This is a genomic window from Stenotrophomonas sp. YIM B06876, from assembly GCF_030711595.1.
In the GTDB taxonomy this organism is placed as follows: domain Bacteria; phylum Pseudomonadota; class Gammaproteobacteria; order Xanthomonadales; family Xanthomonadaceae; genus Stenotrophomonas.
The window spans coordinates 189,892-203,976 of the sequence record NZ_JAUJUJ010000001.1; the positions used below are offsets into that span (position 1 = coordinate 189,892).

The window sequence follows — 14,085 nt, forward strand, 5'->3', positions numbered from 1 at the left end:
GGATCTGATGAACATCGGCGACACCCTGGACCACAGCACCCTCAGCCTGCCGCTGGCACTTTCCGGCGGCGCCCACACCACCTTGGGCGGCCTCGCCGGCCACTGGCTGGTGCTGTACTTCTATCCGAAGGACAGCACCCCGGGCTGCACCACCGAAGGCATCGATTTCAATGCGCGGCTGTCCGAATTCAGCCGGCTCGGCGCCAAAGTGCTGGGCGTGTCCCGCGACTCGCTGAAATCGCACGACAACTTCTGCGCCAAACAGGGGTTCAACTTCCCCCTGATCAGCGACAGCGACGAAGCGCTGTGCAACGCGTTCGACGTGATCAAGATGAAGAACATGTACGGCAAGCAGGTGCGCGGCATTGAACGCAGCACCTTCCTGATTGCGCCGGACAGCCGGATCGTGCAGGCGTGGCGCAAGGTCAAGGTGGCCGGCCACGCCGATGCGGTGCTCGACGCGCTGAAGGCCGCGCAAACCCGGTGACCACCCCCGTTCCCTGCATGCCCCATCACCCTGCCCCGCAGGCGTGATGGCTCGACCCTGTCCCGCCACCAGGAATCCACGATGACCAGAGGCAAACGCATCTACGTGCTGGATACCAACGTGCTGATGCACGATCCGACTGCGCTGTTCAAGTTCGAAGAGCATGACGTGTACCTGCCGATGCAGGTGATCGAGGAACTGGACTACGCCAAGAAGGGCACCTCGGAGGCCAGCCGCAATGCGCGCCAGGTCAGCCGCTTCCTCAACGAACTGGTGGAGGCGGCCGGTATCGAGGGCATCGCCAGCGGCATTCCGCTGCTGCGGCCGAAAGAGTTGCAGCTGCGCGGCGCGCAGAGTGCCGGCAACCTGCATTTCCAGACCAGCCACTTCAACGCTGGCAAGAGCTTTGGCGCGGTCATTCCCGACAATGCCATCCTTGGCGCCATCCTGGCCCTGAAGGAACAGAGTCCCGATCTGCCAGTGGTGTTCGTTTCCAAGGACATCAACCTGCGGATCAAGGCCGCCATTGCCGGCATCGTCTCGGAAGACTACGAGAACGATCGCGCACTGAACGATTTCAACCTGCTCTACACCGGCGCCACCGAGCTGCCGGAAGACTTCTGGAAGAAGCACACCGACGATCTGCGCAGCTGGAACGACAAGGGCCGTACCCGCTACGAGATCCGCGCCACGGCCGACGAGGAGTGGTATCCAAACCAGTACGCCTACCTGCCCGGCGAAGACGCGGTGGAGATGCGTGTCTCCAAGGTCGAGGCTGACGGCCGCATCACCCTGTCGCTGATCAACGACGTGCGCCATGGCAGCCATTCGGTGTGGGGCATCACCGCGCGCAACCGCGAGCAGAACTTCGCACTCAACGCCCTGCTCGACCCGGAAATCGATTTCGTCACCCTGCTCGGCACCGCCGGCACCGGCAAGACCCTGCTGGCGCTGGCCGCCGGCCTGGTGCAGACGATGGACCAGCAGCGCTACCGCGAGATCATCATGACCCGCGCCACGGTCAGCGTCGGCGAGGACATCGGCTTCCTGCCCGGCACCGAGGAAGAGAAGATGACGCCATGGATGGGCGCGCTCACCGACAACCTGGAAGTGCTGACGCACAACCAGGATGGCGGGGCCTGGGGCCGCGCGGCCACCAACGACCTGCTGGCCAGCCGCATCAAGATCCGCTCGCTGAACTTCATGCGCGGACGCACGTTCCTGTCGCGCTACCTGATTCTGGACGAGGCGCAGAACCTGACGCCGAAGCAGATGAAAACCCTGATCACGCGTGCCGGCCCCGGCACCAAGATCGTCTGCCTGGGCAACGTCGAGCAGATCGACACGCCCTACCTGACCGAAACCACCTCAGGCCTCACCTACGCGGTGGACCGCTTCAAGAACTGGCCACACAGCGCGCACATCACCCTGCGCCGCGGGGAGCGCTCGCGTCTGGCCGACTACGCTTCGGAGGTTCTGTGACATATCGCTTTCCCGCAATCGCCGCCATGCTCACGGCACTGACCGCACTCGCGGCCTGCACGCCCAACGTTCGCCATGGCAGCGTTCCTACCGCGATCAAGGCCGGGCAGTCGTGGGTGGTTACCCGTCCGCTGGTCGCCGCCCAAGTACTGGATACCTGCTCGCGTGACAGCCCCGGCAAGCATGCCGGTGGCGTCAGCGGCTACTGGGCGCCCAGCCGCGCCCAGGTGGAACAGCTGGAAATGCGCTTGTCACAGTTGCAGCCGCAGATTGCCGAGCCGGAAAAATCCGACCGGCAGTACGTTGGCATCGAATCGCAGGGGCGGCAGCTGATCTACATCAACGCGTTCACCTTGCCCGACCATCCGACAATCAACCCGGTACGCGAAGCCGTGCGCATCTGCGACGGCGGCGCGCGCTTCTGGGGGGCCGTGTTCGATCCGCAGAGCGGGCAGTTTTCCGACATCGCCATAAACGGGAGCTTCTGACGGTGACGGCCGGCCGGGTCACTGCCCGCCCGGCCACAAGCCGCAATCACCATGGGCATGCAGCTGCCACGCTGGGTATGGATAGGCGCGATTCTGCTGTCGTGTGTCGCCGGCATGGTCAATGTCGTCGGTTTCCTCGGCTTTGAACGGCATGCCGTCAGCCATCTCACCGGCACCACCAGCGAACTGGGCATGGCATTCGTGCAGGGCCAATGGAGCAGCGTGGCCTGGCTGTGGAGCCTGTTGCTGGCATTCTGTGCCGGGGCGACGTTCAGCGGGATGGTGATCCAGGACAGCGTGCTGCAACTCGGCCGCCGCTATGGTGTGGTTCTGGTGGTCGAAGCGCTGCTGCTGCTGGCCGCCATCCCTCTTTTCAAACACCAGCAGGTGTGGGGTGCATTGGCTTGCGCTGGCGCGTGCGGCATGCAGAACGCGATGGCCACAACCTTCAGCGGCGCCGTCGTGCGCACCACCCACCTGAGTGGCATGTTCACCGATCTGGGCATCGGCCTGGGCCACCTGCTGCGCGGCCTGCCGTTGCCCATCCGCCGCCTCACATTGAGCGGCCTGATCATCAGCGGTTTCCTGGGCGGCGGCATGATCGGCACGTGGCTGTTTTTACGCTTCGGCTACGACGCCCTGCTGGCGCCGGCTGCTGTGACCGGCGCCACCGGGGTGATCTACATGCTTTACCGGCAATGGCAGCTCTTGCGCCTGCGCGGCTGACCCAGCAAGCCCGCGGCAAACGTTGCACAATCGTCGCATGCGTACTTCCATTCCTGTTTCCGCACTGACCATCGCCGGTTCCGATTCGGACGGCGGCGCCGGCATCCAGGCCAACCTGAAGACCTTTGCCGCGCACCGCGTGCATGGCCGTTCCGCGATCGCCGCACTCACCGCGCAACATATCCGCGGGGTAATCGCAGTGCATGCGACGGCACTGGAATTCCTGGTCACCCGCGGCCTGCAGTCGGGCTATCAGCCCGGGCGCGGCGACATCGTGGTGCTGGATCATTTCGGCGCCGCGCGACCGGCATGATCAGGCAGGGCACGCTGAAGGTTGCCAGCACCGACGCACACCGCTTCGAGCTGATCAGCCGGCTCCCCGCGCAACCGCGCGCCAGCCTGTTGTGGTTGCCCGCACTCGGGGTTTCAGCCCGTCACTACCTGCCGTTGGCCGATGCCCTGGCCGCCCGCGGCATCGCCGTATTCCTGCACGAATGGCGCGGCAATGGCAGCAGCAGCCTGCGCCCGTCACGTACGCAGGACTGGGGCTATCGGGAACTGCTGCAATACGACCTGCCGGCCAGCGCCATGGCGATCGCCCGGCAGCTGCCCGACCTGCCCCGGATACTGGGCGGACATAGCCTGGGCGGGCAACTGGCGTGCTGCCACGCAGGATTGGCACAGAGCGAGTGGCTCGCCCTGTGGCTGGTGGCAAGCGGAACTCCCTGGTGGCGCAGCTTTCCCGCACCCCGCCGTTATCTGCTTCCACTGGCCTATCGCGTCCTGCCCTGGCTGGCGCAGCGACGCGGCGTGATGCCCGGCCGCGCGCTCGGCTTCGGCGGCAATGAAGCGCGCAGCCTGATCCGCGACTGGTCCAGCGTGGGCCTGAGCAACCGCTATGCCGCATCAGGAATGGCAGTCGACCTCGAGCAGGCGCTGAGGCGCGTGGATGCACCCGCAACTGCCGTGGTCTTCGACAGCGACTGGCTGGCACCGGTCAGCTCCACGCAGGCGCTGCTGGAAAAAATGCCCGCCGCCACCCATCGACTTGAAACGCTTTCCCGAGCGCAGCTGCATGCACCAGCGGATCATTTTTCATGGATGAAATCACCAGAACGCGTTGTAAACGTGCTGTATGACGGAAATGATTAAGAAAATTTCACAAAGGGATTGACGCATGCGCGGCGCATCCGCATAATTCCGCTCCTGACGACGCGCCCGTAGCTCAGTTGGATAGAGTACCTGGCTACGAACCAGGCGGTCGGGAGTTCGAATCTCTCCGGGCGCACCACGTCAGAAAGCAGAGTCCACCTCTGCAGCTTCAAACCAAATAATGTAAAGGCGCCCGTAGCTCAGTTGGATAGAGTACCTGGCTACGAACCAGGCGGTCGGGAGTTCGAATCTCTCCGGGCGCACCACGTCAGAAAGCAGAGTCCACCTCTGCAGCTTCAAACCAAATAATGTAAAGGCGCCCGTAGCTCAGTTGGATAGAGTACCTGGCTACGAACCAGGCGGTCGGGAGTTCGAATCTCTCCGGGCGCACCACGTCAGAAAGCAGAGTCCACCTCTGCAGCTTCAAACCAAATAATGTAAAGGCGCCCGTAGCTCAGTTGGATAGAGTACCTGGCTACGAACCAGGCGGTCGGGAGTTCGAATCTCTCCGGGCGCACCATTACATCAAGACAGCAGCCCTTGGCTGCTGTTTTTTTTTGCGCAGGCAACAAGACTTCGGCCCGGCCACTGACTGCGGGACGCTGAGATCCACTTGCAGTCCATCTGCCGCCTCCGCCGCCCGGTGCACGCCGGCACGATGCAACAGCCGACGCCCGTATTGGCGCTGCGCCCGGCTCCACTGCGGCTGGTGCCTGGCGGGCACTCGATCAGCTGCGCGACCGCTGGCGCCACATGGACGCAACACAGCGACCACAAGAAACAACTCCCAAGCCCTGCAGAGCACCTACGCCGAAGCGTCGCAGCGATTTGCAGGGCCACGGTTACGGGTACACGCCACATGGGCACTTACAGAATGCGCAGATCCGGCGCCTTGCCCAGCGGCCTCTGACCGACGGGACGTCGATAGCCGAGACCGCAGCGAGGCCTTACCCGGCCACAGGGATGCAACCGGCACGACCGCGCACCACATCCAGAGCCACGCAGAAACGAGCGCAGTGGCACGTTGAATCCGCGACTCCCGGTCCTGCGGCTGGTGCAGAGTGCCAGCACAGATGAAGCAGCCCAGTCGCCGAAACAAGCGCCACGTCCTGCAGCAAACGCGATCGCGCTTTCCAGGCGAGCGACGGTGACGTCCCCAGCTGGCAGCAGCACCGCGGGGCGCATCGCGGATTGCCTCGGCCACACACCCGCCGCTTTCGATACTGGCAAAAGCCTCGCCTGTGAGCGCCGCCGGCCAGATCGACGAACTCCCGGCCGGCCCGGCTCGATACGCTCCAGCACACCGGCAACCCAACGCCAGGAACGCCAGTGACCGCGGCGCCTCGGTGCACCCGCCAACCGGGCGATGAGGCAGCAAGCCTGGGCCATCACAAATTCATCGAGAACCTTCGCCCCACCCTTCCGGAGAGTCTGGCAAGTCGGGAGCTGGCAATCGGAAAAAATGGCGGCCCGGGAAAACTCCAGACAACAAAAAAGCCCCTGAAACAGGGGCTTTTTCGTAACTGGCGGAGTGAGAGGGATTCGAACCCTCGATAGAGCTATTAACCCTATACTCCCTTAGCAGGGGAGCCCCTTCAGCCACTCGGGCATCACTCCAGAATTTTTCTGCCTGCCGCGTTGTTCTGTAGCAGGCCGCGAAGAATACCGGTTAATAGGGCCTCAGGTAAACCCTTATTCCGAACTTTCTTCATTTCCGGGCGATGCGGGCTCTTCACCACGCTGGATGCGCTGGAAAATCTCCTCACGGTGCACCGCCACATCCTTCGGAGCGGTGATACCGATACGCACCTGGTTGCCCTTGACGCCGAGCACGGTCACGCTGACCGAATCTCCGATCATCAGGGTTTCGCCTACTCGGCGAGTCAGGATCAACATTTTGCAAATCTCCATGGAACCGGCTGGGATTCCCGCCGGCATTGGCGCGCTGGTTTCAATGCGCCCCACGACAAAGGGAAAAGACTCCCGATAGTAACGTCAGGGCTGAACGACCTTCAAGACTAGGACGGAACTACGTTCAGGCCAAGTGCGGCTTGACCCACTCCGGCACCTCCTCGAGAGCTGCAACAAGCGCTGGACCATCTTCGCCACCGCCCTGGGCAAGGTCCGCACGCCCTCCTCCTTTGCCCCCGGTGAGACCGGCGACGTGGGCCAACAGTTCCCCGGCCTTGACCTTGCCCATTGCCGAGCCATTCACACCTGCCACCAAGGCCGCCTTGCCGTCCTGCACACCGGCCAGCAGGATCACCGCATTGCCCAGCTGCTGTTTCAGCCGGTCCACCGCATCGCGCAACGCCTTGGCATCGAAACCTTCCAGCCGCGCCGCCAGCACTTTCACACCGGCGATGTCCACCGCTGCAGCGCCCAGGTCTGCCGTGGCACCGGAGGCGACCTTGGCCTTCAATCCTTCAAGCTCGCGCTCGAGCTTCTTCTGGCGCTCACCGAGCTGACGGATCTTGTCGACCACATCACTGGCGTTGCCACCGAGCAGGCTGGCCGCATCACGCAGGCTCTGCTCCTCAGCCGCCACATAATCCAGCGCCCCCTGTCCGGTCACCGCTTCGATGCGGCGCACGCCCGAGGACACGCCGCCTTCGGAGGTGATCTTGAACAGCCCGATGTCGCCGGTACGCGTGACATGGGTACCGCCGCACAGCTCGGTCGAGTACTCACCCATCTTCAACACGCGCACGTGCTCACCGTATTTCTCCCCGAACAGCGCCATCGCGCCGAAATCGAGCGCTTCCTGCATGCCCATGTTGTGCACTTCGGCGACGCTGTTGGCGCGTATCTGCTCGTTGACCTTGCGCTCGATGAGCGCCAGCTCTTCGGCGGTGATCGGCTGGAAGTGCGAGAAATCGAAGCGCAGCCGGTCTGGCGCGACCAGCGAGCCCTTCTGCTGCACATGGGTGCCCAGCACTTCACGCAAGGCAGCGTGCAACAGATGGGTGGCCGAATGGTTGAGGATCGTGGCGTTGCGGCGCAGGCCATCGACCTGGCCGGTCACGCGGTCACCCACCCTCAGGCTGCCTTGGGTGATCCTGCCGACGTGGCCATGGAACTGGCCGGCGAACTTCTGGGTGTCACCCACCTGCAGTTGCAGATCCGCCCCTGACAGCACGCCGGTGTCACCGACCTGGCCACCGGATTCGGCATAGAACGGCGTTTGCGTGGTGAACACGACGACCTCGTCACCGGCATCGGCGATATCCACCGGACGGCCGTCCTTGAGCAGCGCGACCACAGTCAGGCCATCGGCCTGCAGCCGGTCGTAGCCGAGGAACACGGTCGGCGAAAGGGTGGCGACCAGATCGGCGGGCAGGCTCACACCAGCGCCGAACTTGCCGGCCGCACGCGCGGTCTCGCGCTGGTGCTCCATCGCGGCATTGAAGCCATCCATGTCCACCGTCATATCGTGCTCGCGGGCGATGTCGGCGGTCAGGTCGACCGGAAAACCATAGGTGTCGTACAGACGGAAGGCATCCACGCCCGGGATCACGCCATCGCTGACCTTGGCGGCGATGTCGTCGAAGATCTTCATGCCCGAGTCGAGGGTTTCCGCAAAACGTTCTTCTTCGGCCTGCAGTGCGCGCACCACGGTATCGGCCTGCGCCGCCAGCTCGGCATAGGCTTCGCCCATCTGCTCGACCAGGGTTGGTACCAGCTTGCTGAAGAACGGCTGGCGCACGCCCAGCATCCAGCCATGGCGCAGGGCGCGGCGGATGATCCGGCGCAGTACATAGCCGCGGCCTTCGTTGGACGGCAGCACGCCATCGACGATCAGGAACGAGCAGGCGCGGATATGGTCGGCGATCACGCGCAGCGACTTGTTCTCCAGGTCGGCCATGCCGGTCAGTTCACTGGCCTTGCGGATCAGCGCCTGGAACAGGTCGATTTCGTAATTGGTGTGGACGTGCTGCAGGATCGCGGCCAGACGCTCCAGGCCCATGCCAGTGTCCACGCACGGCGCCGGCAGCGGCACCAGGGTGCCGTCGGGCTGGCGGTCGAACTGCATGAACACCAGGTTCCAGATCTCGATGAAGCGATCGCCATCTTCGTCCGGAGACCCCGGGGGACCGCCGGCGATGTGGTCGCCATGGTCATAGAAGATTTCAGTACACGGGCCGCACGGGCCGGTCTCGGCCATCTGCCAGAAGTTGTCCGAGGCGAACGGCGCCCCCTTGTTGTCGCCGATGCGCACGATGCGGTCTTCCGGGATGCCGACCATGTCGCGCCACAGCGCGTAGGCTTCGTCATCGGTCTGGTACACGGTGACCAGCAGGCGCTCGGCAGGCAGCTTCCAGACCTGGGTCAGCAGCTCCCAAGCCCAGGCAATGGCGTCCTTCTTGAAGTAATCGCCAAAAGACCAGTTGCCCAGCATTTCGAAGAAGGTGTGGTGGCGCGCGGTGTAACCGACCTGGTCCAGGTCGTTGTGCTTGCCACCGGCCCGCAGGCAGCGCTGGACGTCGGCCGCGCGCACATAGCTGCGCTTCTCGGCGCCAAGGAACACGTCCTTGAACTGCACCATGCCGGAATTGGTGAACAACAGGGTCGGATCATTGCCCGGCACCAGCGGCGCGGACGGCACGATGGTGTGGCCCTTGCCCTTGAAGAATTCGAGGAAGTCGCTGCGGATCTGGGAGGTGGTGAGTTTGGCGGGTGCGTTCATGGGGGACTGGCATTGGGCGGGCGAGCGGCTGCCGGGGCGTCCGCGAGGGACGCTGGCAATTCGGGACAGCCGAAACACCAAAGGGTAGCAGGCCCGGACCGCTCAGTCCTGTGGATCGTAACGCGTGGCATGGCGTATGCAGCCACCGTCGAACCCGCGCCGGGCCAGCAGGTCGGCGGCCTTGCGCCGCTGCGCGAGGTCAACCGGCCCCGCCTCGCCAAAACGACGCCGTACCAGATCCCTTGCCTTCTCCACCCAGTCGCCATCAAACGAGGCCATTGCGGCCTCGACCTGGTCGCCATCCAGACCATGGGTCCCCAACTCGGCCCTGATATGCAACGGCCCGTAACCTCCACTGGCGCGGCTGCGCACCAGCATTTCCGCGAAGCGCGCGTCATCCTGCCAGCCCGCGTCGGCCAGCTGCGACACTGCCGCTTCGATCGCTTCGGGTTCGATGCCCCGCACCTGCAACTTGCGGCTCAACTCCTTGCGCGAATGCTCGCGCCGCACCAGCAGTGCCAAGGCCCGCTGCACGGGCGTCTGCTCCTGCCCCCGCCGCTTGCGGCGACCCGCTGGAACCTCGTGATCGATCATATGGATTCATCTCCAGCGAAGATCGCGCCGTCCCTGGCGCAGGCCCTCCTGGTTTGCACAAAACGCGGGAGCGCGCAGGCGTCACTGACGGCGCCGCCCGCTCCCGCGGGAAAACTCACTCTGCCGCGATGTCAGCTTCTTCTTCGCCAGGTGAGACCTCTTCCGGCTGGAAACGCTCACGCAGCTCGGCCTCCAGCCGTGCCGCCACTTGCGGGTTGTCACGCAGATAGCCGCGGGCGTTGTCCTTGCCCTGTCCGATACGCTCTTCGCCGTAGCTGTACCAGGCACCTGCCTTGTCGACCAGCTTGGCTTCCACCCCCATGTCGATCAGCTCACCTTCGCGACTGATGCCTTCGCCATAGAGGATCTCGGTGACAACCTGCTTGAACGGTGGCGCCAGCTTGTTCTTGACCACCTTGATCTTGGTCTGGTTGCCGATGATCTCGTCACCCTTCTTGATCGCACCGATACGGCGGATATCCAGACGCACCGAGGCGTAGAACTTCAAGGCGTTGCCGCCGGTGGTCACTTCCGGACTCTGCCCCGGCATCATCACGCCGATCTTGTGGCGCAGCTGGTTGATGAACACCACCAGCGTGTTGGAACGCTTGATGTTGCCGGTCAGCTTGCGCAGCGCCTGGCTCATCAGACGGGCCTGCAGACCCGGCAGCTGGTCGCCCATCTCCCCTTCGATTTCCGCGCGCGGCGTCAAGGCGGCCACCGAGTCGACCACCACGATGTCGACGGAACCGGAGCGCACCAGCATGTCGGCGATCTCCAGCGCCTGCTCGCCGGTGTCGGGCTGGGACAGCAGCAGATCGTCGACGTTGACACCCAGCTTGGCGGCATAGATCGGGTCCAGCGCATGCTCGGCATCGATAAAGGCCGCGGTGCCGCCCTTTTTCTGGCATTCGGCGATTGCCTGCAGGGTCAGCGTGGTCTTGCCCGAGGATTCGGGGCCGTAGATCTCCACCACGCGCCCCTTGGGCAGGCCGCCAATTCCCAATGCGATATCCAGCATCAGCGAACCGGTCGGGATAACCTCCACGGCCTCGATGATCCGGTCGCCCATGCGCATCACCGAGCCCTTGCCGAACTGCTTCTCGATCTGACTCAGGGCAGCGGTAAGCGCGCGCTTCTTGTTCTCGTCCATCGGGTTGGTCCTCGTCGCTGATTTCGTCATGGGTTCACTGTAGTGATGCCGTATCGCAAGAGCTGAGACTGGGAGCGGTACGGCCAGATTATTTATCGGGGAGGGATCCGGGCAGCGGCCAAAGCGCGCGCCGGGGGTAGGAAAAACACGGGGCCGGCGCTGGGACTAAGCCGCGCGTCAGCGGTTTGGCCGCAACAGGCCGCAATACAGCCCTTCAATGGCGAAGTCCTGGTCTGGCGACACTTCAATGGGAGCGTAATCGGGATTGCGTGGCAGCAGCCGGATGCGGTCCTTGCCAATCTTGAGCAGCTTCACGGTGACCTCGTCGTCGATGCGTGCCACGACGATCTGTCCGGACCGCGCATCGCGGGTACGGTGCACACCGATCAGATCGCCGTCAAAGATACCCTCGTCGATCATCGAATCGCCCTGCACCTTGAGCAGGTAGTCAGGTGCCGGCGAGAAAAACACCCGGTCCAGCACCACGAAATCCTCCGAACCGATATCGGCGCCAATCGGCAAACCGGCCGCGACCCGCCCCAGAATCGGCAAGCGCAACACGTCATCCGGCACGGCCGGGGACGGAGCCGGCACGTGGGAGACGGGAGCAGATGGCGCGAGCACAAGCCGGATGCCGCGGGCCTGGCCCGGTATGCGGCGGATTGCGCCGGCCTGTTCCAGCGCTTCAAGGTGGTATTGCGCGGCGCGTACCCCCTTGAAACCGAAGGCCCGGGCAATTTCGGTCTGCGAAGGCGGCACCCCGTCGGATTCGATCCGTTCGGTGATCATCGCCAGGATGGCCTGCTGGGTGTCGGTCAGGTTCATGTTTAGTAGTATTGCTACTAACTGCCGACCCCGTCAATGATCCGTGCGTGCAAATCGCAATGGGCCCACAGCCGTGCACGTCCAGCCCCATGGGAGAGCGCAACCGCCAGCAGGGTTGCGCCGCAGGTAACCGGCCGGTACGGGGGCCGCAACTGCCCGCGACTAATGCCGTCCGCTGCGCCAGATCGAGATGATGATCCACATCCCGCACAGCGCCGCGCCGATGAATCCGGCCACGCCGATGCCCAGCAACCAGCGACTGGCGCTGCCGCCCACGCTGTTCATGACGATCGAGGAGCCGATGATGAGCGCGGCGGTGACGATACCCACGGTCAGCCGGTTCGCCGATCGATTGACCTGGTCGCCGAAGCCTTTCAGCGCCGTGGTCTCGACATTGAGCTGGATGCGTCCGCGGCGGGCGGCCAGGATCAGCCGGCGCAGGTCGCGCGGCAGCTCCCCGACCAGATCCATCGCGCTGAACAGACTGCGGCGGCCGCGGCGCAGCACCGCCGCAGGCGCATAGCGCTGGCGCATCGCCCGCTGCAGGTAGGGGCGGGCGACGCTGGCCATGTCGAAATCCGGATCCAGCTGGCGCCCCAGTCCTTCCAGGGTGAGAAAAGTCTTGATCATCAGCGCCAGGTCGGCCGGCAGGGTCAAACGGTATTGGCGCAGCAGGCTGGTGACGTCGCCGAGCATCATCCCGATACGCAGGTCTTTCAGTGGCACTCCGCGGTACTGGTCGACAAAACTGCCGATATCCTGCTGCAGCCGCGATTCGTCGACCTCGACGCCACCGGCCCACTCGAGCAGCACGTCCGTCACCGATTCGGGGTCCTGGCTGACCAGCCCATACAGCAACTGCGCGACCTGGAAACGGCGTTGCTCAGACAGGCGCCCGATCATGCCGAAATCGATCACCGCGATGCGGCCATCGCGCATGTAGAAAATGTTGCCCTGATGCGGATCGGCGTGGAAGCAGCCGTCTTCCAGCACCATTTTCAGGATGATGCCGGCGCCGGTGCGGGCCAGCGCAACCCGGTCCAGCCCGGCGGCGTCCACGCCGGCCAGATCGCGCCCGCCAATGCCGTCGACGAAGTCCTGCACGTTCAGGCTTTCGCAGGTCCACTGCCAGTAGACGCGAGGCACCAGCATCTCCCCGTGCCCCTTGAAATTGCTGGCGATCCGTTCGGCGTGGCGGCACTCGGCGGCGAAGTCGAGCTCGCCGCGCAACGACTGGGTGAATTGCTGCACCACGTCGGCCGGATGGTAGCGGCGCAGGTCGGAGATGCGCGCTTCAATGATGTCGGCCAGTCGCGCCAGCAGGCGCAGGTCGGCCTCGATCACCTCACGGATGCCGGGGCGGCGGATCTTCAGCACCACCGCGGTACCGTCATGCAACCACGCGCGGTGGGCCTGGGCCAGCGATGCGGCCGCCAGCGCCTGCTCGTCAAGCCGCGCAAACGCCTGCTCGGGCGGCTCACCCAGATCCCGTTCGAGCTGCTCGCGCACCTGTGCGTAAGGCAGCGCCGGCACCGCATTCTGCAGCTCACTGAATTCGGCAATCCACTCGGGCGAAAACAGATCCACGCGGGTCGCCAGCACCTGCCCGAGTTTGACGAAGGTGGGACCGAGCTCCTCCATCGCCCGCCGCACCCGTACCGGCGCTGACATGCGCAACATCTGCTCCGGATCACTCCAGTGCAGCAGTCGCCCTGCCCGCTCCAGCACCTCGGCCATGCCCATGCGCCGGACGATGTCGCCAAAGCCGTAGCGGATCAGGACCGCAGCGATTTCCTGCAGACGCCCCAGGTCACGGACGGTGGCCAGCGTGTCCCACATCAGCCGGCGCCCTTGCCGCCATGGCGCGGCCACCACCGGGCGCAGCTCACAGCAGCGCCTCCAGCCCCTGCAGCGCACAGGTCACCGTCTGCCGCCGGACCGCATCGCGATCCCCATCGAAGTGGAACACTTCGGCGTGGGTGTAACCGCCGCGCCGCTTCCAGCCGATCCAGACCGTGCCCACCGGCTTGTCGGCGCTGCCGCCGCCCGGCCCGGCGATCCCGGTCACCGCCACGGCCACGCTCGCGCCGGAGTTGACCAGTGCGCCGGACACCATCTCCAGCACGGTTTCACGGCTGACCGCCCCCTGGGTTTCCAGGGTCTGCGGGCGTACACCCAGCAACGCCTGCTTGGCCTCATAGCTGTAGGCGACCATGCCGCTGTCGAACCAGTCCGAAGATCCCGCCACGCCGGTCATCGCCTTGGCGATCCAGCCGCCAGTGCAGCTTTCAGCCGTCGCAACACGATCGCGGCCGGCACGCAGGCGCTCGCCCAGGCGTTCGGCAAGCTGGTGCAGTTCGATATCTGACATCACAGGCATGGTGGCTTCTTTTGCGGAATCACACTGTTTTAGCGCAAAACGGCGCGTGCTGCCCGCGGCGTCCGCCACGTCCCTGGCCAACGTTGCCGTCAACTCGCCCGCTGCCGCTGC

Annotated in this window: 12 protein-coding genes, 5 tRNA genes and 1 pseudogene; 10 read left to right on the plus strand and 8 right to left on the minus strand. The window is 64.6% G+C overall.

The window, feature by feature from the left end:
* Nucleotides 1-7: 7 nt before the first annotated feature.
* The 10 genes and pseudogenes from QZH66_RS00810 (at nucleotide 8) to QZH66_RS00855 (ending at nucleotide 4,855) form a co-directional block, all read left to right on the plus strand.
* Nucleotides 8-487 (plus strand): peroxiredoxin, encoded by a 480-nt coding sequence (locus QZH66_RS00810; protein WP_305804044.1) that lies wholly within the window; start codon nucleotides 8-10, stop codon nucleotides 485-487.
* An 81-nt stretch (nucleotides 488-568) separates the two neighbouring features.
* Nucleotides 569-1,969 (plus strand): PhoH family protein, encoded by a 1,401-nt coding sequence (locus tag QZH66_RS00815; RefSeq protein ID WP_305804045.1) that lies wholly within the window; start codon nucleotides 569-571, stop codon nucleotides 1,967-1,969.
* 26 nt (nucleotides 1,970-1,995) lie between these two features.
* Complete coding sequence (locus QZH66_RS00820; RefSeq protein ID WP_345783817.1) at nucleotides 1,996-2,457, plus strand: hypothetical protein; 462 nt, start codon at nucleotides 1,996-1,998, stop codon at nucleotides 2,455-2,457.
* Nucleotides 2,458-2,508: 51 nt separating this feature from the next.
* A complete protein-coding gene (locus QZH66_RS00825; protein ID WP_305804046.1) occupies nucleotides 2,509-3,183 on the plus strand; it encodes a YoaK family protein in 675 nt (224 codons plus the stop codon).
* A gap of 37 nt (nucleotides 3,184-3,220) precedes the next feature.
* Nucleotides 3,221-3,409: pseudogene (locus QZH66_RS00830) on the plus strand (bifunctional hydroxymethylpyrimidine kinase/phosphomethylpyrimidine kinase); the annotation flags it as partial.
* An 83-nt stretch (nucleotides 3,410-3,492) separates the two neighbouring features.
* A complete protein-coding gene (locus QZH66_RS00835) occupies nucleotides 3,493-4,335 on the plus strand; it encodes an alpha/beta fold hydrolase (RefSeq protein ID WP_305804047.1) in 843 nt (280 codons plus the stop codon).
* Nucleotides 4,336-4,397: 62 nt separating this feature from the next.
* A tRNA-Arg gene (locus tag QZH66_RS00840) sits at nucleotides 4,398-4,474 on the plus strand.
* Between the two features lie 50 nt (nucleotides 4,475-4,524).
* Nucleotides 4,525-4,601 (plus strand) — tRNA-Arg (locus tag QZH66_RS00845).
* 50 nt (nucleotides 4,602-4,651) lie between these two features.
* Nucleotides 4,652-4,728: transfer RNA gene (locus QZH66_RS00850), tRNA-Arg, on the plus strand.
* Between the two features lie 50 nt (nucleotides 4,729-4,778).
* A tRNA-Arg gene (locus tag QZH66_RS00855) sits at nucleotides 4,779-4,855 on the plus strand.
* A 1,004-nt stretch (nucleotides 4,856-5,859) separates the two neighbouring features.
* Here the strand turns inward: QZH66_RS00855 and QZH66_RS00860 are convergent.
* The 8 genes from QZH66_RS00860 to QZH66_RS00895 form a co-directional block, all read right to left on the minus strand.
* Nucleotides 5,860-5,952 (minus strand) — tRNA-Ser (locus tag QZH66_RS00860).
* 75 nt (nucleotides 5,953-6,027) lie between these two features.
* On the minus strand, nucleotides 6,028-6,231 hold the full coding sequence (csrA, locus tag QZH66_RS00865; RefSeq protein ID WP_305804048.1) for a carbon storage regulator CsrA: 204 nt from the start codon (nucleotides 6,229-6,231) through the stop codon (nucleotides 6,028-6,030).
* Nucleotides 6,232-6,370: 139 nt separating this feature from the next.
* On the minus strand, nucleotides 6,371-9,022 hold the full coding sequence (gene alaS / locus QZH66_RS00870; protein WP_305804049.1) for an alanine--tRNA ligase: 2,652 nt from the start codon (nucleotides 9,020-9,022) through the stop codon (nucleotides 6,371-6,373).
* A 102-nt stretch (nucleotides 9,023-9,124) separates the two neighbouring features.
* Nucleotides 9,125-9,616, minus strand: a complete 492-nt coding sequence (gene recX / locus QZH66_RS00875; RefSeq protein ID WP_305804050.1) for a recombination regulator RecX — start codon at nucleotides 9,614-9,616, stop codon at nucleotides 9,125-9,127.
* A gap of 115 nt (nucleotides 9,617-9,731) precedes the next feature.
* Nucleotides 9,732-10,769, minus strand: a complete 1,038-nt coding sequence (recA, locus tag QZH66_RS00880; RefSeq protein ID WP_305804051.1) for a recombinase RecA — start codon at nucleotides 10,767-10,769, stop codon at nucleotides 9,732-9,734.
* Nucleotides 10,770-10,946: 177 nt separating this feature from the next.
* Nucleotides 10,947-11,594, minus strand: a complete 648-nt coding sequence (gene lexA, locus QZH66_RS00885) for a transcriptional repressor LexA (protein WP_305804052.1) — start codon at nucleotides 11,592-11,594, stop codon at nucleotides 10,947-10,949.
* Between the two features lie 162 nt (nucleotides 11,595-11,756).
* Complete coding sequence (ubiB, locus tag QZH66_RS00890) at nucleotides 11,757-13,433, minus strand: 2-polyprenylphenol 6-hydroxylase (protein ID WP_305804053.1); 1,677 nt, start codon at nucleotides 13,431-13,433, stop codon at nucleotides 11,757-11,759.
* A gap of 46 nt (nucleotides 13,434-13,479) precedes the next feature.
* The gene (locus QZH66_RS00895; protein ID WP_305804054.1) at nucleotides 13,480-13,974 is read right to left on the minus strand and encodes a CinA family protein; all 495 of its coding nucleotides are present in this window, start codon (nucleotides 13,972-13,974) and stop codon (nucleotides 13,480-13,482) included.
* Between the last annotated feature and the right edge of the window lie 111 nt (nucleotides 13,975-14,085).

Bases quoted from the DNA above. Each gene is read 5' to 3' on its own strand.
- ubiB (WP_305804053.1), bottom strand. From the start codon at position 13,433: ATGTGGGACACGCTGGCCACCGTCCGTGACCTGGGGCGTCTGCAGGAA.
- recX (WP_305804050.1), bottom strand. From the start codon at position 9,616: ATGATCGATCACGAGGTTCCAGCGGGTCGCCGCAAGCGGCGGGGGCAG.
- QZH66_RS00825 (WP_305804046.1), top strand. From the start codon at position 2,509: ATGGGCATGCAGCTGCCACGCTGGGTATGGATAGGCGCGATTCTGCTG.
- QZH66_RS00815 (WP_305804045.1), top strand. From the start codon at position 569: ATGACCAGAGGCAAACGCATCTACGTGCTGGATACCAACGTGCTGATG.
- QZH66_RS00835 (WP_305804047.1), top strand. From the start codon at position 3,493: ATGATCAGGCAGGGCACGCTGAAGGTTGCCAGCACCGACGCACACCGC.
- QZH66_RS00810 (WP_305804044.1), top strand. From the start codon at position 8: ATGAACATCGGCGACACCCTGGACCACAGCACCCTCAGCCTGCCGCTG.
- recA (WP_305804051.1), bottom strand. From the start codon at position 10,769: ATGGACGAGAACAAGAAGCGCGCGCTTACCGCTGCCCTGAGTCAGATC.
- lexA (WP_305804052.1), bottom strand. From the start codon at position 11,594: ATGAACCTGACCGACACCCAGCAGGCCATCCTGGCGATGATCACCGAA.
- QZH66_RS00820 (WP_345783817.1), top strand. From the start codon at position 1,996: ATGCTCACGGCACTGACCGCACTCGCGGCCTGCACGCCCAACGTTCGC.
- alaS (WP_305804049.1), bottom strand. From the start codon at position 9,022: ATGAACGCACCCGCCAAACTCACCACCTCCCAGATCCGCAGCGACTTC.
- csrA (WP_305804048.1), bottom strand. From the start codon at position 6,231: ATGTTGATCCTGACTCGCCGAGTAGGCGAAACCCTGATGATCGGAGAT.
- QZH66_RS00895 (WP_305804054.1), bottom strand. From the start codon at position 13,974: ATGCCTGTGATGTCAGATATCGAACTGCACCAGCTTGCCGAACGCCTG.